At 60.3% G+C, this 21,531-nt stretch carries 15 protein-coding genes; 6 read left to right on the forward strand and 9 right to left on the reverse strand.

What is annotated here, in order from left to right; translation table 11 throughout:
• Positions 1 to 26: 26 nt before the first annotated feature.
• Positions 27 to 1,217: a type II secretion system F family protein gene (locus tag FF090_RS05880; RefSeq protein ID WP_138855847.1), complete on the reverse strand. Its 1,191-nt coding sequence runs from the start codon at positions 1,215 to 1,217 to the stop codon at positions 27 to 29.
• 416 nt (positions 1,218 to 1,633) lie between these two features.
• On the opposite strand from FF090_RS05880, the gene FF090_RS05885 reads away from it, so the two are divergent.
• Together FF090_RS05885 and FF090_RS05890 are read left to right on the forward strand one after the other, a co-directional pair.
• Entirely contained in the window at positions 1,634 to 3,604 is a 1,971-nt protein-coding gene (locus FF090_RS05885) for a hypothetical protein (protein ID WP_138855848.1), read from the forward strand.
• 687 nt (positions 3,605 to 4,291) lie between these two features.
• Positions 4,292 to 6,001, forward strand: a complete 1,710-nt coding sequence (locus tag FF090_RS05890; RefSeq protein WP_138855849.1) for a GspE/PulE family protein — start codon at positions 4,292 to 4,294, stop codon at positions 5,999 to 6,001.
• On the opposite strand, the gene FF090_RS05895 is transcribed toward FF090_RS05890, so the two are convergent.
• On the reverse strand, positions 5,998 to 7,092 hold the full coding sequence (locus FF090_RS05895; protein ID WP_138855850.1) for a glycosyltransferase family 4 protein: 1,095 nt from the start codon (positions 7,090 to 7,092) through the stop codon (positions 5,998 to 6,000). The two genes, FF090_RS05890 and FF090_RS05895, sit on opposite strands and share 4 nt — an antisense overlap.
• Positions 7,093 to 7,210: 118 nt before the next feature.
• Between FF090_RS05895 and FF090_RS05900 the strand changes: the two genes are divergently transcribed.
• The 4 genes from FF090_RS05900 to FF090_RS05915 all read left to right on the forward strand — a co-directional run bounded on the left by FF090_RS05900 (position 7,211) and on the right by FF090_RS05915 (position 12,229).
• Positions 7,211 to 7,918, forward strand: coding sequence for a class I SAM-dependent methyltransferase (locus FF090_RS05900; protein ID WP_138855851.1), 708 nt, complete (start codon positions 7,211 to 7,213; stop codon positions 7,916 to 7,918).
• Between the two features lie 68 nt (positions 7,919 to 7,986).
• On the forward strand, positions 7,987 to 9,156 hold the full coding sequence (locus tag FF090_RS05905) for a group 1 glycosyl transferase (RefSeq protein ID WP_138855852.1): 1,170 nt from the start codon (positions 7,987 to 7,989) through the stop codon (positions 9,154 to 9,156).
• A gap of 47 nt (positions 9,157 to 9,203) precedes the next feature.
• Positions 9,204 to 10,349 carry a glycosyltransferase gene (locus FF090_RS05910; protein ID WP_175423548.1) on the forward strand — a complete coding sequence of 382 codons (1,146 nt, stop codon included), beginning with the start codon at positions 9,204 to 9,206 and terminating at the stop codon, positions 10,347 to 10,349.
• Positions 10,346 to 12,229, forward strand: a complete 1,884-nt coding sequence (locus FF090_RS05915; RefSeq protein ID WP_138855854.1) for an acyltransferase family protein — start codon at positions 10,346 to 10,348, stop codon at positions 12,227 to 12,229. The genes FF090_RS05910 and FF090_RS05915 overlap by 4 nt, the downstream gene beginning before the upstream one ends.
• Here the strand turns inward: FF090_RS05915 and FF090_RS05920 are convergent.
• The 7 genes from FF090_RS05920 to FF090_RS05950 form a co-directional block, all read right to left on the reverse strand.
• Entirely contained in the window at positions 12,212 to 13,309 is a 1,098-nt protein-coding gene (locus FF090_RS05920) for a glycosyltransferase family 4 protein (protein ID WP_138855855.1), read from the reverse strand. The two genes, FF090_RS05915 and FF090_RS05920, sit on opposite strands and share 18 nt — an antisense overlap.
• Positions 13,310 to 13,390: 81 nt before the next feature.
• The gene (gene asnB / locus FF090_RS05925; RefSeq protein ID WP_138855856.1) at positions 13,391 to 15,304 is read right to left on the reverse strand and encodes an asparagine synthase (glutamine-hydrolyzing); all 1,914 of its coding nucleotides are present in this window, start codon (positions 15,302 to 15,304) and stop codon (positions 13,391 to 13,393) included.
• 13 nt (positions 15,305 to 15,317) lie between these two features.
• The gene (locus tag FF090_RS05930) at positions 15,318 to 16,400 is read right to left on the reverse strand and encodes a glycosyltransferase (RefSeq protein ID WP_138855857.1); all 1,083 of its coding nucleotides are present in this window, start codon (positions 16,398 to 16,400) and stop codon (positions 15,318 to 15,320) included.
• A gap of 64 nt (positions 16,401 to 16,464) precedes the next feature.
• Entirely contained in the window at positions 16,465 to 17,472 is a 1,008-nt protein-coding gene (locus FF090_RS05935; RefSeq protein ID WP_175423549.1) for a glycosyltransferase family 4 protein, read from the reverse strand.
• Between the two features lie 26 nt (positions 17,473 to 17,498).
• Positions 17,499 to 18,752 carry an O-antigen polymerase gene (locus tag FF090_RS05940; protein WP_138855859.1) on the reverse strand — a complete coding sequence of 418 codons (1,254 nt, stop codon included), beginning with the start codon at positions 18,750 to 18,752 and terminating at the stop codon, positions 17,499 to 17,501.
• Positions 18,753 to 18,883: 131 nt separating this feature from the next.
• On the reverse strand, positions 18,884 to 19,816 hold the full coding sequence (locus FF090_RS05945) for a glycosyltransferase family 2 protein (RefSeq protein ID WP_217503026.1): 933 nt from the start codon (positions 19,814 to 19,816) through the stop codon (positions 18,884 to 18,886).
• Positions 19,817 to 19,859: 43 nt separating this feature from the next.
• Positions 19,860 to 21,293: a lipopolysaccharide biosynthesis protein gene (locus tag FF090_RS05950; protein WP_175423550.1), complete on the reverse strand. Its 1,434-nt coding sequence runs from the start codon at positions 21,291 to 21,293 to the stop codon at positions 19,860 to 19,862.
• Between the last annotated feature and the right edge of the window lie 238 nt (positions 21,294 to 21,531).

The raw sequence follows: 21,531 nt of genomic DNA on the forward strand, positions 1-21,531 counted from the left end.
CGGCCTCTTGGGCTGGCATTCCTGTGCTAAAGCACATTGGTCAAGCTGGTGATGGCGAGCATCACTGAAATCATGATACCGCCCAGAACCACTGAAATCGCCAGAATGGTGATGGGCTCTAGCAGTACAAGAAAGCGCTTCAATCGCTGCTGACTCTGGTTGGCGTGAAGGCGGGCAAGCGAGGCGACCGTGTGGGGGAGGGTGCCCGAGCGTTCCCCGACACGAATCATGTTGAGGCCTGACACATCAAGCATTGCGTGTTCTGCCAGGGCGCTGCTCAAGGCTTTGCCTGCGCGCACATCGCTCAGGACCATTTGTCCTCGGGTGTGTAGGCTCTGCCTGCGAAAGGTTTGATTGGCTTGAGCCAGTGCTGTCAGCAGGGGTACCTTGTTTTGAAGAAGAACGGCTAGTAGTGAGGCCCAGCGGGCCAACTCCGAATGCAGGGTCCAGGGCCCCAGTACCGGCAAGCGACTGGCGAATTCCCAAGCTGCCGCGCGGACATCGCGTCGCTTGAATAGCGCAACGCCTCCTAGGATGACGCCGGCCACGATGCCGCCTACCACAATTTGGTTCTGCGTAAGCCAGAGTCCGGCGTTCAGAACCATGCGACTCAGCCAGGGCAACTCGGCCTTGGGGTTGGTCAAAATTGGGGCGAAACGCGGCACAACAAAGATGAACATCACCAGGGTGGCCACGATGCCGCTTGCCACCAAGACCATGGGGTAGATCAGCGCGTTGCGCGCCTCTTGCCGAAACTGGCGGTCTTGCTCCAAATGACTCGCCGCTGTTCGTAGCGCAGCGCCCAATTTGCCTGTGGTTTCCCCGGAGCGCACCAGTTGCTCAACGTAATTGGGCAGATCCAGGCCGCTGTCGAGGAGTGCTTGTGAGAACGAACTACCTGCGCGGATCTGACTTCTGACTTTGTGTAGGGGGTGCCCACTCGGATGGGCCTGGGCCAAGGTTCCTACCGCCTCGGCCAATGGCACGCTTGCCTCCAGCAGCGTGGCCAACTCATCTACCAATTGAGCGGCATCTACTGCTTTGCCGACTTTGGGTGACTGGCCATGGGGGGCAGTTGAGTCCCGGACTTGTAGCTTCACCAGGACTAGTTGCTGTCTGTGCAGCGACTGTTTGGCGGCATCGTCATGCTCCGCCAAGACCGTGCCAGTGCGACGGACGCCCTGTGCATCCAGTGCGACATAGCTGTATTGCTTCATGAGGGGGCGGATTGTGCCTCAGCGTTCCATTTCACTAGGGAAGTGGACAAGGTGCGCCTCTGTTCGATGTAAAGGTGGCTATGAGGGGCAGTTGCAGCGCACAAGCAGTGGTCGGCGTGCGAGGCGCACTCGCAGTGCCAACACGCCTCTATGCAGGGCCTTCTGTTGTTGAGTGGCAACGCAGGTTGGAAGCGCGGTGCCAAAACGCAGGCGTTAACCCTCAGAATCACCCTGCTTGCGCGCGGTGTTCGCCGCTTTTTTGGTGCTGAGCTTGCAGAAGGCTTCAGAAGTTCGCTTAGACTGCCGCCTGACAACGCATTACACAGCCTTGGCGCTGCTTGGCGTTTGTTGAGGCGGTGGTCTCACCAGGAAAGTGGGAGGAGCGCCGTTTGTTAACCAAACATGAGGTTCACTCAATGAAGGCAATGAAGAAATTGCATGTTGCTGCTGCTGTCGCCAGTCTGTTTGCTGCTGGCTCGGCAATGGCTGCCACCATCAGCCAGTCGGGCGTGACCGTTGCTCGCGAAGTTATCGCGGTCAACAGCCAGTCCATCATCGGCCCGGCCGCTAGCTTTACCTATGCGGGTAACCTGAGCGCGAACGCGGCGTCGAGCCAGGACTTCAACCTGGTGCTGAAGCTCGGCGGCGATGGCGCCCCGGCGTGGTTGCAGACCGCCGGCAACCTGCCCAACCTGGAGACCATGCAGGTCAAGGCTTTCGTTGCAGGCTCGCCTGTGAACGTTCCGGTGCTGGCTGCCGGTACCACTGCCGCTGGCAAGGCCGCCGTGGAAGTTCTGGAAGTCGAGGCGGTGGATGCCCAGACCCTGCGCGTCAAGTTCCGCCTTGAGAACAAGACCGCCGTGCCCGTGAACCTGACGACCGCTCAGGTGAACTTCAACGTCACCACCGCCGCTATTGCCGCTGCGACCGTGGGCGGCGTGGACTTTGACGCGCAGCCTGCTCCGGCGGCGGCCAAGTTCGCCAAGGTGACCAACCTTGTGCCTACCGTGGGTACCGTCGACAGCGACGGCGCTTCCGAAATCGCAACGGACGTGTGCTCGGATGGCGACAAGCGCGTCAGCCTGAACATCCGCAACTACACCGGTTCGGGTGTGGGCGTGATCGGTGAGTCGGGCGAAGCCGGTGTGACCAATAATGGTTACATCCTGTTCTCGCAGGCCCTGAATGTGATCGTTGGCAAGGGCGTTGCGGTCAACCGCTCGACCAACCCGGCGACCGAAAACAAGGCCCTGTCGACCGACACCGCTGGCTTCGGCACCACCACCACGATGCCGCTGGGCTACATCAAGTTCCGCAACTTGAATGTGGATGCTTGGGATACGGACATCGCCACCGACTTCTACAAGTTGCGCGCCAACAACGTCAACAACAACGGTGACCTGAACACCCTGACGGTGCTGAACACCGACGGTGCTGTGGACACCCTGGGCGCTGTGGTGAAACTGATGTCGAGCAACGGCTTTGCCGCTGGTTCGACCATCACGCTGAGCAACAGCCCGTTCTGCTCTGCGACCGGCGCCAACAACGTCAGCGCGGCTGGCACTGCTGTGGCGAGCAATGGTGGCAAGGACTGGACCGTCACCTTCACGCACGCTGACCTGGTCAGCATCGTGACGGGTGGTGCCGTTACCAACACGATCACCGCCATTGGTGACGCCCTGGCCACCGGCCCCCTGGGTGCTGGTGCTGACCCCGTTGCAGGTTACACCGCCACCACGGACCGCGCCTACATCTGCTACAACGTGCCCGGCAACGTTGAGATTCCGCAGTCGACCTTCACCGGTCTGGCTCGCCTGACCAAGGAAGTCGGCGCAAACGAGCAGACCAACCAGTCGTGCGTGCGCGAGCTGGCCGGTCTGGGCGGTGGCGTCAAGATCGACGTGCGTAACTTCCTGGGCTGGGATCCGGCCAAGGCCACCACCGAAGCCTACGGCGAGTGGATCAACGTGGTTCGCGTGATCAACAACAGCGAAACCCAAGAAGCCGACCTGATCGGTCAGTACATCCGTGCTGACGGCAAGTACGGCAAGTGGGGCGAGATGGGTACTCTGCCTGCTCGCGGCGCTCGTTACTTCACCGCCAAGGAAGTGCACAACCTGCTGCTGAACAACTCGTCGACCAACGGTGCCGATAACACTGGCCCTGGCGGTCTGACCGCTGCTTCGGGTCAGGAGTTGGCTGCCAACACCCGTCTGCGTATCTCGTCGACCAAGGCCGCTACGCTGCGCGTGCAGAACTACTTCTACAACACCCGTACGGGTGCTCTGACTGAAGTGTCCGGCTCGCAGGGCGCTGACTTCGTGAACCTCGGCGCTTCGCCTCGCGATCACATCGATCAAGACGCGCAGACCGGCATCAAGAAGTAATTTTCCAGAGCCGTGTTTGGTTGAGAGGGGGCCTTCGGGCCCCCTTTTTCATGAATACTTGATATGTCAGGAAGCCTGGGTATGGCAGAGAGTTGGGGGCGAAGGCGGGCGGCAATTCAACTTTCATGTTGCGTGCTGGTGGTGGGGTGCACTCTTTCCTCGGTCGCGCAGGTGATTGCGCCGGCGGTCCGTGCCGCAGTCACGGTGGACCAAGCTCTCCAGGCGATGGCGGTTAAGCCGGAGCCCAGTGGCTATCTGTTGCTTGATTTGCCGGATATCGCGCCGGCTGGCCCCCTCCAAGTGCGCATGCGCAGCGAAATATCCGGCACGGGCTGGTTGGTGCTACTCAGGGGCAAAAGAGGGCAAACGCCTCGCTTGCAGGCTCCGGGAGCAGCTCAGCCTGAACCTGTACTCATTCAAGCTATCCCAATCAAGGGGGGGCAAATAGCTAGTGCTGAGGTATCAATGGACTTCAAAAAGGGGGGCTTCTACACGCTCTTGGCCTACGCGCGAGGGCGGTGGTACGTGACTGAGCGAGAAGTTAAGTTGGCAAAGCCTGGGTCGGGGGCTGCGAAGGATCCTGCGCAGACGAGTCAAGGCCTTCATTGAGTCGGTTGAAATAGCTACTGCTGAATAGCCCCTTCCATGGTCAGTTGTTGACCCAGACAGTATTTGCTTGGTATCTCAATGGAAAAGTTGATAACTCCGCCGCTTCAGGTCTTAGGCGAAAGCTCATTGCTCCTGGCTCTGCTGGAGCAGGGACTGATTGACGAGCGAACCAAACAGGCCGCGGTGACGCTTTCGGAGAATTCGCATCTGCCTGTTGCCACCGCACTGCTTAGGCTGAATGCGCTGGCTGAGTTGCCACTCTATAGTGCGATGGGCGCTTTGCTGGACTGGCCCTTGATGCGGAGTGAAGAGACTGAGGGCCTCGATGGCTTCTCGCTCCAAAAAGCCGCGTCAGACTTGGGGCTGAATCCGCACTGGCTGCGCGCCAAGGGGGTCTGGATATTCCGAGGGAGCCAAGGATATTTGGTGGCCTTTAGGGATGCGCCTGCGTCGGAGGTCTGTGAGCTGTTCAACCGCTTGATCTCCAGGCCGTCCCCGCCGCTGCTGAATTGGAGACTAATTCTTCCTTCGGCCTATGAGCGACTTTCCAATTTCGCCGATGAGGAGGCCAATGCCCAAGTTGGTCCGATCGATGACCTTCAGGCGTTGCGGGAACTCGCTGAAGAGGGGCCGACCATTGAGTTGGTCAACGGCACACTATCTAAGGCTGTGACGCAGCGAGCATCGGATCTGCACTTCGAACCTGAAGAGGGTGACTTTGTGGTCCGCGCACGCATTGATGGGGACATGCAAGAGTTGGCTCGCTACGGGCGTGATCGCTTCGATGCAGTGGCTTGCCGGGTGAAAATTCTGGCGAATTTGGATATCGCTGAACGTCGGTTGCCGCAAGACGGTCGAATTGGGGCGCGTGTAAACGGAGAGAACTTCGACATTCGCGTCTCTATCCTCCCGGGAGCGCACGGCGAATCAATGGTTTTGCGTCTGTTGCGCCAGGAGCGCAAGCCGACGCAGTTGCAAGACTTGGGCATGAATGCCGAGCAAGCAGACATGTTTGAGGCCTGGGGCCGCCTGTCGAATGGCATCGTGCTGGTTACGGGGCCCACGGGCTCTGGCAAGAGCACCACGCTCTACACGGCGCTTGAGTTGGCCAATGATCGTAGCAAAAAGATCATTACGGTTGAGGATCCGATCGAGTACAAAATTCGAGGAATAACCCAGCTACAGGTCAATACAGATATTGGATTCACCTTTGCTGCCGCCTTGCGATCTATCTTGCGGCATGATCCTGACACCATTTTACTTGGTGAAATACGCGACAAGGAAACTGCAGGTATAGCTATCCAATCTGCTCTGACGGGCCATTTGGTGCTTTCGACATTGCACACCAATAGCGCAATTGGGGCGATTACTCGCCTTGTGGATATGGGGATCGAGCCTTTCCTGATTGCTGCGAGTGTGCGTGGACTCATCGCGCAGCGCTTAGTTCGACGGCTGTGTGACCATTGTGCCGAGCCGGACTCGAGCCCCGACGAGGCGCTTCAGGCCTTACTTAGACGGTTTGATTTTTTGGAGCATGCGCGGCCGCGCAAAGCGACGGGCTGCGCGCATTGCGCGGGCATTGGTTTTTTCGGGCGGCTTGCGATTTATGACATGCTGGAGGTCAATGAGCAAATGGGCCACCGTATTGCAGCGGGAGACGGCGAAGCTGCCCTGTTGGCCGCAACTGGGAGAAGCAGGGACGACGGACTGTTGCGCAGCGGGGTAAGGCAGGTGGCTGAGGGGCGTACAACTTTAGCTGAAGTGCTTCGTGCAAGTTCTTCAAACTAATATTGCTGCAGCAACTCCAGCAATATTTCTGCCGACCGTCTCCAGCTGAACATCGAGGCGCGACTTAAACCTTGAGTGCAAAGTTTTTCGCGGCCATTGATGTCCATCGCAAGAAGGCTTAGGGTTTGGATGATTTCTGCTTCATTCTTCGGGTCGAAATACAAAGCAGCTTCACCACATACTTCTGGCAGTGAGGCGTAATTGGAAACCGCGACGGCGCAGCCCGACTGCATGGCCTCCAGCGGTGGTAGGCCAAAACCTTCGTAAAACGACGGCAAAACGAAGCCCAAGGCTTGCTGATAGAGTGCCACAAGCTCTGCATCATTGACCGGACCCAGGAAGAGCTGCGACCCATCTCCGCAAGGGCTTAATGCTATGTCTGCAAAAACGGCTGCATTGCTCCCGCCGACCAAAACCAGTGGGTATTGAAGACGTAGCTTCCAAGACGCATGTGCGCGAAGGAGCCCCGCAAGGTTTTTGCTGGGATTATTACTAGCCACAGTGAGCAAGAAATTCTTTGGAGCTAACTTGTGCTTCTCAAGAATCCTAAGATCCGGGATCTGCTCCAGGATGTGGCTTGCTGCGCAAGGCAGAACATGCAAACGGTCTAAACGTAACCCAGTTATGCACGCGGCGAGTCGCTTTGCAGAAAAACAAGAAGGGGTCAACAGCAGCTCCGCCCGTCGGCCCAATCGCGTGAATAGGAACTGATACCAGCGCCGAAAAGCCCAACTGTATGCCTCTGGCCAATCGAATACTGCGGCATCATGCAGCATGCAGGCTTGTCGCCGGCCCATCCAAGGTGTGGAGCCAGAGAGATTCAACAACAGGCCGTCTCGTGCGCTCCAAGGCAAGACCAATTGCTCCCAGATGGGGCCGCTCAGAGAGGCGGGGCCAACACTTTTTCCCTCGATCACTCGCCAAGCAGGAGACTCGGTCCCATGCGGGTACAGCACGACGAATTGCAGGCCAGAATACGCAGTCTCGGCTAAAAGGCTGTCTAGCGACCGGAGCAGCTCGCCGGCTACCCGTTGGACACCCGTTAGACGCTGCGTCAGAAATTTGCCATTGACGTAGACAATGCGAGCCATGTGGATTCGTGGAATGCGTAGTGATGCATGTGTTGCCAGTCATGCATAGTGGTCGAATGTTGCCGCATCTCGCCACCTTGGTTCTGTGTCGGGGGCGGGTCTTGCAAAAAGTCCTTCAATGGTGGGCGCTTATGCCATTCACCCATTTCGCAGCAACCTGATGCTTAACAATGAGATCGTTCTTGATACGCCGGAGTATGTGGGCTACTACCAAAAGGCACGCTACGAACTGTTGAATCTCGCGGCAAACACGTGCCCCCAGCGGATCCTGGAGATCGGGTGCGGGGCAGGTGCCAACTTGAGCGAGGCGAAGAAGCGATGGCCCTCATGCCACACCGTCGGCGTAGAAGCACGCGCAGACGCTGCAGCCATTGCTGCGTCTTGCTTAGACAGAGTGATATTGGCAGATGTGCGTCTCTTGCCGAATGAGGCCTTCGCTGCGGCGGGATTTGATCTCATTATCCTTAGTCATGTGCTAGAGCATTTCGAAGATCCTTCTGCCATCTTGGCCAAATCTCTTAATTGGCTCGGCCCGAACGGGCAGCTATTGGTCGCCTTGCCGAACGTGCGGCATGCATCGGTGTTGGTGGATCTGGTTTTCCATGGTGAGTTCCGATATCGAAGCTCTGGAATCCTGGATCAAACCCACCTGCGCTTCTTCACGCGCCGCAGCGCCCAACGCATGCTTGAGCAAGCTGGGTTTGAATTGATGCAAGTTGTGCCTGAGTTCGGTGGAAACAAGTCCAAGGCACTCAATCGTTGGACCTTGGGCTTGGCAGAAGAATTTGCTGCCTACGCTTACAATTTTAGGCTGGCTCGGGCATGAGTCGCCGGGTCTATGCCAGCATAGTTTCGGCTAACTATCTAGCGCACGCTCTGGTTTTGCGAGATTCATTGCTTCTGCATCAGGCAGAAGCACGTTTCGAGTTGCTGCTTGTGGAGCGTCGCAGCTCTGCGCTGGTTCACAAACTGCAGAGCCTGGGCCTGAAAGCGCGCTTTGCCGAAGACCTGGGGCTGGCCCAGTTCGAGCGGCTGGCCTTTAAGTTTGACATCCTGGAACTGAACACCGCTCTGAAGCCCAGCTTTTTGCGCCGCCTGTTCGAAGAGGGCTGCGAGGAACTGATTTATGTCGATCCTGACATCTGCTTCTATGCACCGCCGCTGGCGCTGGAGGAAGCCTGGCGTGAGTACGAGGTGCTGTTGACGCCGCATGCGCTCGCGCCGATCTTGGATGGCGAGCGTCCCTCCGATATCGATTTCCTGCGCAATGGTGTATTTAACCTGGGCTTTGTGGCACTGCGAAAAGGGCCGACGGCACAGGCGATGCTGAGCTGGTGGGAGAATCGTTGCCTAGGCCTCGGTTTTAACGACGTTGGCTTCGGCACCTTTGTGGATCAGAAGTGGATGGATCTCGCGCCGGCGTACTTCGAAGGCGTGGGAATTCTTCGTGACAAGGGCTGCAATGTGGCCTATTGGAATCTGCACGAACGCGAGGTGACCCGACTGGGCGAGGAGTACCGTGTCGCACGGCAGCCCTTGGTGTTTTTCCATTTCAGCGGGCTCAATCCGGCCACTCCCAACGTCTTGTCCAAGCATCAAACACGCCATGCGATCGAAGCCGGTACTGTCTTACAAGGCCTAGTGGCGAATTACGCCAAGGCGCTGCAGACTGCGGGCCTCGGGCAGTACCAGGGTCTGGACTACAGTTTTGCGCGCCTGGACGACGGCCAAGCCATCACTCCCTTGATGCGGCGTGCGCTGTGTTGCCAAGGGGTCAATGAGGTGCATCCGTTTGCAGCGCAGTCGGCGTTCCAGCGAGAGCTGCGGCGCTGCGGCCTGCACGCCGGCCCGGCGCAGCCGGCCGGGGTGCGCACCGCTAATCTGCACGCGTTGGGCTGGAAGCTGCGCCTAGCGGATGGAATGGTACGGCTGCTGGCGCGCCTGATGCGTGCAGACAGAATGGCGCAATTGCTGCGCTATGCGGCATTGCTGAGTCGTGAGGCGCATCTGGCAAGCGTGCTGCTGCGCAGGCCCCTTCGCATGGACCACCTGCCTCGCGAATGAGTGCATCTGGTCGCCAGCCTACCATTCAGAATTCGAATCTAGAGTCCATGTCCTCCCCATTGCGTCCGTTGCATGTCGGCAAGTTCCTGCCTCCGCCTTTTGCGGGCATGGAGACTCATGTCGACACTTTGCTGCGGGCCATCGCGAATGAATCCGCGCCCACCCTGGTGGCGAGCGAGCCGACCGGTCGGCAAAGCCATCCGCTGGAGGGCTTGCCCTACCGCGTGATCTCGGTGCCCTATTACGGCATGGTGGCCTCGGTGCCGCTGTGCCCCGGAATGCTGAAGGCTGTGCGCACCGAGTATCGCCAAGGCCGTGCGAATCTGATGCACGTGCATGCGCCCAATCCATGGGGCGACATGGCCATCCTGCGCGCGCCCAAAGACTTGCCGGTGGTGATGACCTGGCACAGCGACATCGTGCGTCAACGCACGCTCTTGAGGTTTTACGGGTCGGTGCAGCAGGCAGCCTTGCGGCGCGCTGATCGGATCTTGGTCTTTACGCCTAATCATTACGAGAGCTCGGCGCAGCTCCATGTCGAGCGTCTGGACCAGAAAATCGAATTCGTGCCCATTGGCATCGACTTCGACGCCCTTGACAACACCCTCAGTGACACCCGGGTGCAGGCAGAGCTGCAGCAATGGGTCCAGGGGCGTCCTCTGATCCTGACCGTGGGTCGGCATGTCTATTACAAGGGCTACAACCATCTGCTGGCGGCCATGGCGCGCCTGCGCAGCGATGCGGTGCTGCTTATGGTGGGCACCGGCCCGCTGCTTGCGGACTTGCAGCGTCAGTGCCAGGAACTTGGCCTGGGCGCGCGGGTGCGTTTCATGGGCGAGGTTGACCGCGCCGCTCTGGTCACGGCACTGCGCCAATGCGATCTGTTCTGCCTGCCCTCGATCGAGCGCGCAGAGGCCTTTGGCATCGCCAGCGCGGAGGCGATGGCCTGCGGCAAGCCGACCGTTGTCTGCGATCTGCGGAATGGCGTCAACTTTCTGAACCGTGCCGGCGAGACAAGCCTTATAGCGCCCCCGCGCGACGAGGCTGCGCTGGCCGACGCGCTTGACACGCTGGCGCGCGACGCGGGCCTTCGCGAGCGCATGGGAGCGGCGGCACGCGCCTGGGTGCGTGCGCGCTTTGACATCGCAGCGATGCGCGAAGGCACTCTGGCCCTGTATCGCAAGCTCGTGTGAACGCCGCGGGGGAACCATCGGCCCATGCCGGCTACCGAGCAGATATCGATGGCCTGCGCGCTATCGCAGTGCTGGCAGTGTTGCTCTTCCACGCCTATCCCGCGGCCCTGCCCGGCGGCTACCTGGGTGTCGACATTTTTTTTGTTATCAGCGGCTACTTGCTGACCGGTATAGCCTTGCGCGAAAGGGCGGCCGGGAGTTTTCGCTGGGGGGACTTCTACGGGCGGCGTGTGCGCCGAATCGTGCCGGCCTTGCTGCTAGTGCTGATCGTGAGCCTGCTGCTGGGTGCCTGCGTGCTGCACCCGCGTGAACTCAAGCTGTTTGCGCAAAGCCTGACTGCCACCCTGCTATGGGTATCCAACCTCTACTTTTGGCGCCAGTCCGACTACTTCGCACAGTCGGCGGCTCAGCAGCCGCTGCTGCACACTTGGAGCTTGGCGGTCGAGGAGCAGTTCTATCTGCTCTTCCCACTGGGACTTTGGTGGTTGTGGCGCCGGCCAGGCCAAGCCCTGCGTTTGGCCATTGTGGTGCTGTTGGGGCTATTGGGCTTCGCTGCTTGGGCGCAGCAAGTCTTCCCGACAGCCAGTTTTTATGTCCTGCCAACGCGGGCCTGGCAGCTAATGGCTGGGGTGACATTGGCGGTCTGGCACCAGCGCGACACCACCATGGTGAGCCAGGGCCGATGGCTGCAGGTACTGGGCTTGGTTGCGTTGGCGCTGGCACTGGGATGGCCGCACCTTCTGGCCCCGATACTGGCGCTCGGGCCGCAATTGACCGCCGTATCGGGGGCGGCCTTGCTGCTGCAGGCGGGCCGCGTCGCGGCAGGACCGCAATGGCTGGCAAGCCGGCCATTGGTGGGCATTGGGCTGATCTCCTACAGCCTCTATCTATGGCATCAACCGCTGCTGAGCCTAGCCCATTTGCGGTGGGGCGAAGCGGCTCTCCAGCGCTGGCTGCCAGCTCTGCTGACATTGGCCGGTTTGCTGGCATGGCTGAGCTGGCGCTTCGTCGAGCGTCCGTGGCGCCGCCACGCTCAGGGCAAGATCTTGCCGTTGCGTCATCTCGGTTACGGTGCGGTGCTACTTCTCCTGGCCAGCTTGTGGCTGCAGTTCCAGGACGGCAGCTGGCGGCCCGCCAGTTCCCCACAGCGCGAATGGGTCAATCTGCACTACGAATATGCCGACGAGTACCGGCTCGGTAGTTGCTTCCTAAATTATTGGCAGGGCCCGGCACATTGGCGGACTTGCGCCGAGCCGGGGCAGGGCGGCCCCCGCGTGCTGTTGTGGGGCGACTCCTACGCCGCACATCTGCGCGCCGGACTGCTGGCCCGGTCGGACCAGTATGGAGAGTTGGTGCTGCGCGCCGCTACGGCTTGTCCGCCATTGCTGGCTAAGGCGGGTGATAGGTCTAAATGCGCAGAGCTGCAGCGCGACATGTTGGCGCAGCTCCAGCGCAGTCCGCCGGACGTGCTGATGCTGTCGGCACGTTGGACACCCGAGCTGCTAGAGCGCCTGGACGCGACCTTGTATCAGGTCCGTGCTGCTGGTGTGCGCGAGTTGGTGGTGATGGGCAACACGCCGCGCTGGCGTGGCGGGCTGCCGGGACGCCTGGCTGGTACCTTGGATGCGCAAGGGCGAGCACCCAAGCACCTGATGCCTGATCATGTCGAAGCTCAGCTGCACCTGCGCCAGCAATTGCGGCTGAGGGCTGAAGCGGCTGGTGCACGCTTTGTTGATTTGTGGGTCGCGCTCTGCCCAGAGGAGCGCCTGTGCGCTACAACCGACGATGCCCAGCAGCCGCTCTACTGGGACGAGGGTCACTTGACGCGACTCGGCTCCGAGCGGGCTCTGCGCGACCTATCGCTACCGCGAGCTCAGTAAACCTGCATAGGTGGCAAGCACCTTGCGTTCGTCGAATTCCTCCTCCATGAAGGCGCGCCCTGCCTGACCCAGGGCTTGCAGCTGTGCGTCAGACATCGCCAGCAGGTCGGAGAGCCCGGCCTCCAATGCTGATGCGCTCCGCGCTTCGCACAGCAGGCCGGTGCGGCCTGGCCGCACGGTATCGCGACAACCGGGTACATCGGTTGCCAGCACCGGGCGGGCCATGGCGGCAGCTTCAAGCAGGCTGCGCGGAACGCCCTCGCGATAGCTGGGCAACACTACACAGTGCGCGCGTGCCAGCTCGGGGCGTACATCGTCGAGCTGTTCGATATGCTGGACCCAGCCGGCCTGCAACCAGGTCTGCAACTCCGAGATCGGCACTGCCGTCGGATTGCCCGAGCGCGAGGAGCCCAGCATTACGAACTCGCAGTCCTTGCGCTGTGAGCGGATCGCCCGCGCGGCCGCGACAAACTCATTCACGCCCTTGTCACGCAGCAGGCGGCCAACGAAGAGAAAGCGGCGAGGACCGGTCGGCCATGCTTGAGGTTGGAAGCGCGCCAGGTCCACGCCTGAACCCGGCACGCGCAGGCTGCGATCGTGCGTGACGATGCCGAACTGTACAAACGCGTCCCGATCGTCCTCGTTCTGAAAGATTACGCGCTGGGCGCGCTGCAGCGCCTGTCGGTAGAGCAGGGTGACCACATGGGTCAGCAAACCGGGTTCGATGAAGGCTCGCCCCAGTCCCGAGATATTGGGTAGGAAGACAGCACGCCGCCCTGTTAGTGCCAGGCCGCTGTAGATATTGCCCTTGGGCGTGTATGACAGTACCGCCTCGACGGCCTGCGCATCCAGCAGGCGCCTCAGTGAGCGCACAGCATGCATTTCGCGCCAAGGGTTGGTGCTGGCGCTGGCCAATGGCCAAGCTTGAAACGCGAAGCCCTGGGCCGTTAGCTTGGACTCGTGTCCGTCGGCAGGCGAAACGAACAGCACTTCGTGCCCTAACCCCAGCAGATGTCGCGCCAGGCCGAGGCGGAAGTTCTGCAAGTACCAGGCAGAGTTGGCAACGATGGCGACTTTCAAGCTTGGGAATCCTTCGGCAACCTAGCCGCCGCACACGCCCCTTGGGGTTGCGGCGAACCACCTGTCCAGCGACCGGAAGTATCAGAGCGAATCACGCCAGGCTTCAAACATCAAAACGTCCCACAACAGGTACTGCCAATTACGCCGACCGCGCAAGTGCTCCTGCCAGCGCTGCTGCACCAGCTCAGCATCCAAAAAACCGGCGTGGCGCAGGCGCCGCGGATCCAGCAAGGCCTGCGCCCAGTCGCGCAGTGGGCCCCGCAACCATTGGTCAAGTGGCACTGCGAAACCCTGCTTGGGTCGGTCGATCAAAGCCTGCGGCACATGCCGATAGAGCAGCTGTCGCAGCAGCCATTTTGTCTGGCCATGGCGCAGCTTGAAGGACAGGGGCAGCTGCCACGCGAATTCCACGACCCGATGATCGAGCAATGGCACACGGGTCTCCAAGCTGACCGCCATCGCCGCGCGATCAACCTTGACCAGGATGTCATCGGGCAAATAGGTCAATTGGTCGGTCAGGGCCATTTGGTCGACGGCCTGCGTTAGGCTGGGAATGCGACCGGGTTCGAGCAAGGAGCTGGATTCTCGTGCGCCGAGTACTACTTGGCTGGGATTCGCCCAATGCGAGACCAGCGCACGGTACATCTGCTGCGGGTTCGTGACGGTCAAAACGTTGTCGGCGAATTTGTGCAGCTTATCGCCAGGATTGACATGGTGGCGCAACTGGGGCAACAGCTTTATCACTTGATCCCAGGCACCAGGCGAAGCAGCCAGCACACCACGCGCTAGCAGACGGCGCAGGCCCAGTGGGATGCGGTCCAGATGGTGCCAGATCCGCTGTGCCAGCAGGTAGCGGTTGTAGCCGGCAAACAGCTCGTCGCCGCCATCGCCGGATAAGGCCACAGTCACGTGCTGCCGTGCCAGGCGCGCTACCAGATGTGTGGGAATTTGCGAAGAGTCTGCAAAGGGCTCATCATAGATTTGCGGCAGACGCGGAATGACGTCCAGCGCGTCCTGGGCGCTGACATAGAGTTCAGTGTGTTCGGTTCCGAGATGGCGAGCGACGGCTTTGGCGTGCTCGGCCTCGTTGAGTCCGGGCTGCTCGAAGCCAATCGAGAAGGTGCGGACTGGGCGGTTGCCGATGCGCTGCATGAGCGCAACGATGGTCGATGAATCCACACCGCCAGAGAGGAAGGCGCCCAGGGGGACATCGGCGATCATCTGGTCGCGGATGGCGTCGGTCAGCAATGCTTCCAGTCGGTCGACGGCCTGTTGCGGATCGAGCGTCAAGCTTGATGGATGGCTGGCGATGCGGCCGAGGTCCCAGTAGGTTTGGCAAACCTCGCTGCCATCTTGCCCCACGGTGAGCCAATGGCCGGGTCTCAGCTTGCGAACGCCTTGGAAGATGGAATGCTCGCCTGGCACCGCGTTGTGCCGCATGTAAAGGGCCAGTGCCCCGCGGTCGACCTCGCCCTGCCAGCGAGGGTGGGCGCGCAAGGCCTTGAGCTCGGAAGCAAACACAAAGTCGCCGCATGGCAGCCGGCCGTAGTAGAGCGGCTTCTCACCCATTCGGTCGCGCGCCAGCAACAGGCGGCGCTGCTGGCGGTCCCAGACCGCAAGCGCGAACATACCGACCATGCGTGCCAGCGTGGCCTCGAATCCCCAGGCACTCAACGCAGCCAAGATGGTTTCGGTGTCAGAGTGGCCGCGCCAAGACTGGGGCTCTAACTCTTGTCGCAGCGCCAGGTGGTTGTATATCTCGCCGTTGAAGGCCAACACATAGCGCCCGCAGGCCGACGCCATGGGCTGATGGCCGGCTGGGGAAAGGTCGACGATGGCAAGGCGGCGATGGCCCAGGGCCACGCCCTGCTCAAACCAGGCGCCAGCGCTGTCGGGCCCACGATGGACTAGGGCATCGCTCATGCGCTGGAGCTTTGCCAGCATTTCCTCTTGTGGCGCTATGGCCTGGGTCAGGAATCCGGTCAGGCCACACATGGTAGGCTTGCTTTCACGACTTGCACAGGGATTGGTAGAGCTCTAGATAACGCTGCCACACATCGGGCAGGGCGAATTCGGCTTTGATGCGTTGGCGCTGAGCTTGACCGAGTGCGTGCCGGGCCTCTGGGGGCATGGCGGCAACGCTCAATACACAATTTGCTAAGGCTGAGGCGTCCTCTATGGGTGCGAGGCGGGCGCCGTCCTGTATGAGCTGCGCACTATCACCGCACCGTGTGCTCACGCAGGGAATTTCGCAGGCCATGGCTTCGCCCAGTACATTCGGGAATCCTTCGGCGCGCGAGGATAGGCAGAACAAATCGAGCGCCGACATCAGTGAAGCCACATCGGATTGCTGATCTAGACGGAGCATTCGGCCATTCAGGCCTAGCTCAGAGATCGACAGAGTCAATTCAGCGTCCTCTAGGACGCCGCGTCCGGCAAGAAGGAATCGCGCCTGTGGCATGGCCTTGGCGACCAGGGCCGCCATGCGGAGAAAGGTCGAGTGATCCTTTTGGGGATCTAGGCGGGCTACCAGTCCGATAAGGAACTCGGCATCGGTCAAGCCGAGAGACCTGCGCCATTGCCTGCGCGCTGGATCTGAGCGTTTGAACGCGTTGGTGTCGAATCCATTGGGGATCACAGTGAAGCGCGAACTTGCATAGCCAACGTTGACATGCACGTCGATGGCTGCCTTTGCATTGGTGACGATCATGCGTGGAAGCCAATTTGACAGCCAGGCTGCGCAACGAACCAGGCAACGGGTTCGGGCGGAAATGTCGGCCGCGCTCAGCCCCGTCTGCCGCACGTTCCAGACTACACGCTTTTGCCCGGCCAGTCTGGCCAGCAGACCTCCGAGCAGGTCGGCGTGGTACATCCAGGTTTGAACAACGGTCGTAGCTCGCTCCTGGCGAAGCAGCCGCCACAGGCTCCACCAGGTGGATAGCTGCCAGGGGAGGCGGTCCAGGCTCAGGCAGTGAACGCTGATCCCCGCCTGCTGCAGTCGCGGTCCGATGACACCCAATCCGCCCAAAGACACTACCTCGTGATTTACCCAAGGGCTGTCTGCGCAGCTTGTGAGGATCAGACGCTCCATGGCGGTCTCAGCCCCGCCTTGGCCGAGACCGGAGATCAAATGGAGAACGCGTAAGGATGCCAACTTAGCAGGCCTTGTTGAGAACGCGATGTATTAGTTCAATCAACTGTTGGCCGACTCGATCTCTGGAGAATTTGCTCTCCGCTACCGCTCGCCCCTCGGTGCCTAAACGTGCTGCCAGGGTCTCGTTGCACAGCAGAGTGAGCAGTGCATCGGTCCAATCGTCTAGGCTGCGGGCAGCCAAGCCCAGTTCGCCCAGCGCCAGCACTTCGGCGTTCATGCCGACTGGCGCGACCACACAAGGCAAGCCGCTGGCCATGTAGGTCAGCATTTTGAAGCTGCACTTGCCTCGCGCCCATGCGCTGTCTTCGAGCGGCATGATGCCGACGCTGAATTCATGCAGCACCTTGGCCTCGCTGGCTGCGGTCCAGGCACGGAACTCGACCTGAGCCGCCGGCAGACTTCGGAAAGAAGGCGGTTGGTCCGAGACGATCAGCAGGCGCGCTTCAGGAAGGCGCTGCAGTACCGCACCTAATGCAGGTTCGATGTCGTACAAATAGCCGAAGCCGCTCGAGGAGCCCGACCATCCAATGGTCGGACGGCCGCTTGAGGCGTGGCGACGTGGATGGAAGTGGTCTGTATCAACGGCCGTCGGTAGGAGTGCGACCGGTCCGCAGTTGGCAAAGTGATCTGCCAGGAATCGATTACCACAAATGATGAGTGAAGCCCGACGTGCGACCGCGAGGGCGCTGCCCCCACGTGGTCCGAGAAAGATGGCGTCGTCAACGTCGAATAGGAAGGGACGACGTAGTAGCCGCTCTGATGTGTGGAGCGTGGACAGTAGATTGCGCTGGAGGAAGCACAGGTCGGCGCGGCGGTTGACCTCCAGCGCTCGCCAAGTGGACTCAGCAATCGCTGCCGCCCCCCAGAACGGCCGTTGCCACTTGGCGCTCGGCGGATAGGCGCCGAAGCCCGCATGCAACTCCTCGACGCGCAGGCCGCTCGCTCGCAACTGCGGAAGGTGTTGGCTCCATCTAAAGCGTGTGCTTGGTGTTAGCAAGCCTTGCGTCAAGCCGATGAGTGTGGGGGCGTGCGCGGTCACTGGGCTTGCTGGCCAGCTGGCGTTCCGCGAGATGTTGGGACGAACACTCGGGGCAACAACCAGCACACAAAAGCCACTTTGACAAAGAAGTTTAGTTGAGCGAGGAAACCGTCCAGGAAGATCGACAAGACGGCGGCCGAGAAGAGATGCGCCGCCGCAAGAATATGGAATAGCGAGCGCCCCTGAGTAGCGCGACGGTGGTGGAAGGCCGACCAAGCTCCGTACGCGCTGAGAAGGCCCAGGGTGCCGGCTAGGCCATAGCTCGGAAACAACGAGAAGAAAATCGAGTAGACATTACCGACCCGGTCACCAACTCCAAAGTAGAGGAAGTCTTGATGCAGTTGGCCGACCTCGCACCAGCTCGGCGATTGCAGCGCCGAGCAGATCACGCGAAACGGGTCCCATGTTGGGTTGATCAGATGGGGGTTCTCGAAATACGCTGAGAACAGGATCGGGCCTTGCAGAGCGTAGTCGAACAAGTTCAGCATGATCAGTTCTGGGATGTCTCCTAAATCGGAGCTACTGGCGATGCCACCTTTCCCGACGAGTACCGCTCCTGCGCCGAACAACAGTGTGAGTAGGAGTAGTAGTTTGACGATGGCTAATACAGGCAGACCGGGGTTGTGGAGGAGTCGCAGGTATAGCAGAACCAGAGTGAGCTGGACGAGGGCGGCACGTCCGTTGGTCAGGAGATTGGTGACTACCCAAGGCAGGCAGACCAGGGCAACAGTCTTGAAGCTGATTTGTTTGCGCAGCACTCCGATGGCGAGCACCGGCGTCAAGATTAGGCCGACCACCAGATAGTTGCCCACCAGGCTGCCGACCGTCACTGCGTCGTATACGCTCTTGATGCGTAGTTGATAAGCGAAGGCGAACATGTCCTCCGCGCCTTCAGTGATCGCATAAACCTCTTGCCACCACAACGGCAGTATCAGTGCATGAAGTAGCCAAGAAAACGCGACTACGAGGTTTAAGCTGATCGGCAGCGGATTCGTGAGTGGAAAGGGTTGCTCACAGCGCGCTACTCTTCCTCCCAGCCATGCCCCAACGGAGAAGAATAAGCTGCCTGTGAGGAACAGCACCAGAGCCGGCAAGTGGACCGGGAAGTAGCCAAATGGTTGCGCGACTTCGATCAGGATCAGGGTGAAAGCCCAGACCGCCGGGAAACTGACGCCGGGATGCAGGACGCTGCGCGTTACGCGCCACGTCAAAAGTGCTATCAGGAAGATGCCGAGTCCAACAAACGCCATTCGGGTCGATGAAGAGGATCGCAGGAGGCGCCGGTCCGGCTATTCCTGGTCTGCAAAAGGGAGTATCGAGAAAGGGTGACATTCTCCCATGGCCGCTGCAGGGTTGCGGTCAGCGAGCCACGCCGAACAGCTCAGCGTCGCGCGAGTATCAGCGCTAGGCCCGGGACGCAGCCCAGCAGCATGAGCAACGGATGGCGTAGGGTTGCGCTGCAAACCGCATTTGATTTTGCGGACAACAGACCGAATCGCCAGAGATTGGCCGCCGCTTTGAGTCGATCGCGCATGCTGATTGGCAGGTCCAGGACTTCTATGTAATACATCAAGGTCGCAGTCGGGCTTTGGCGCCGAATCGCAACCATCTTGGCGCTGAGCCCATCGGATGAACTGAAGTAGTGGCGCAAGGATTCGTTGACGAAACGAATCTGATATCGGCGGCCGATTCGGTTCCACACTAGACCCTCGGGAACGAATCGCTCGCTTGGGATCTCTGGGAAGCGGAACTGACGCAATACGTCGGTCCGATGGAACCCCCACATTTCGCCTTCGCGGCGTAGTCGTGAAATCACTTCGAAAGGCGGCCCGTCTATGAAAGCTTCAGGCAGGGGACCTCCCAGCGCTCGCCCCTGTTGATCTTGGCAGAGGCAGGTGACACCCGAGAAAGACGGTCGTTGCGCTGCGGGAATGCTAAGCCAATGATGATGGAAGCGTGCGAGTGCGTAGGGGCTGCATGTGTCATCTGAATCAAGTGCAAGGAAGAGCTCTCCATTTGCCTCCTCGACGCCACGGTTATAGGCGAAGTGCTTTCCTTGGTTCACTTGGCGAATGTAACGAATCGGAAAAGACTGATGCTCGATCCAGCTCCGGACTAGGTCCTCGGTGCCATCGGTGGATCCGTCGTCGACGATCAGCCACTCAAAATCCTTTAGCGTTTGTTTGCACAGGCTGTCATGCACGCGATGCAGGGTATGGGCGCGATTGAAAGTTGCGGTGAAGACTGTGAACAGCGGAGCCGGGCTATGCGTGGCATCCATGGGATCAGGGGCGTGGCGTTGGGTGTTGGTCATGGTCCGGGAGTGGAGGGGTGGGGCTCGCGGATCGGTGGGCTCGTCAGAGCATGCGTCGCTGCAGTCTGTCGAAAACTTGGCGCCGCAACTGCCCGACGTTTAGGAGCAAAGCTAGTAATACGAATAGCAGGCAGCCAGCGATGGCCTGCACAGTGAGGCTCAAGAAGCCTAATGTCGGCGCCTGTGCAGGGCTCACTACCTCGTGCATCTGTGTAGTCACTGCCGTACAGACCAGCACTTTTAGTGCATCGAGGCCCAAAGCGGGTGTTAGCCCTGCCTTCCGACCCAACCCGTAGCTGATCAGTAAACCCACCAACATGACAAACGCAGCCACCTTGGCGGCGCCGAGCGCACCGTAGTTGGGCACTAGATAAAGATTGCCGCTCCAATTCAGCAGGGCCATGAACGCGATTATTCGTAAGGGAATGCCGGGTCGCTTTTGCAACTGAAAAGGAATGTCGAGCAGGTAGCCGCGAATCGCTGCCAATGCAGTGGCCAGCGCAATCCAGGGCATGATCAAGGCGGCCTGTGCTGCCAGATTGCCACCGAAGACCAGCGATGCCAGTGAGGGCGCCAATCCGAACACCACAGCGCAGGCGGCGCCAGCCATCATGAGCTGCGCCGTGGCCATGGTTTGCAAGATTTGTTTGACGTTGCTGTGCTCTTCTTGCTCCCAGGCACGCACCGCCCGTGAGAAGCCACTGAGATAAACGACACCTAGGAGCACGCCCAGGGTCTGTTGGCCGAGATCGCTGCCGGCGGCATAAGCGGCGACCGCAGCTGTACCGTGCCAGGATGCGATGATGAAGCGGTCGCCGGTATCCAGCAGCGCGATGCAGAAGAAAGTGAGCATCTGCGGTGTGCCGTAAGAGAACAGCTGCCGAGCCAGTCCACCATTTATGGGTGCGCGTGGCCATGCCGGCAGCCCGCTTAGGAGACAGGCCAGAAAGGCGGCCAGCGCAAAGGCCAGCATCGCCAGCGTGGCGTCGGGAAAGAGGTAGCAAATTGGCGCAGCCAACCCAATGAAGCTGGCTCCCCTGATGACTGTCAAGCGACCATAGCGCAGGGGCTCGGCGCGTGCCGATGCGAACTGCAGCTGAAGGGTAAACAAACTCATGGTCACTATGCCTGCGCCCACGGCCAGCACGTAGGTGGGCGAAACGCCCAGGTGCGGACCAAACGCTGCTGCTATTGAGGCAAGCACGCCCAGAGCTAAGGCTAGTGCGCGCCAGATCTGCAACGTGGTTGACACCAGTGCAGAGTCGGCCCGCCCCTCTTGGTCGCTATGGAAGCGCGAGTAGGCTGTGCTGAGCCACTGCAGCAACACAGCGCCGCCGGATGAAACGACGCTCACCCCGAGCGCATACTGCCCGTATTCTGACGGACTAAGGACACGAGTCATGATGGCCAAAGTGCTTAAGGCCATGATCCCATTTAATGCTCGCACTCCGAGGTAAAGAAGGGTGTCTCGAATCATGCGATAGGTGTGGTGGAGTGGGGTGGGGCGAAGGTGACGAGCGGCTCGCGCGAGCTCGCCGGCGCTCAAGAGCATTTTCCGCTGCTCTAGCGCATAGGTTCGTGGAGGTTGAGGAGAGTGAACCGCCCCGGGTGTCGCGGAGGCCAATTGGCTTAAGTCGGACCATCACGGCCTGACCCTCGCGGCGGCGATGGTAGTTGGCTTCGAGCTCGGCCGGCGGCAGATACCCCAAGGGCGC

The organism is Inhella inkyongensis (genome assembly GCF_005952805.1).
GTDB lineage: Bacteria > Pseudomonadota > Gammaproteobacteria > Burkholderiales > Burkholderiaceae_C > Inhella > Inhella inkyongensis.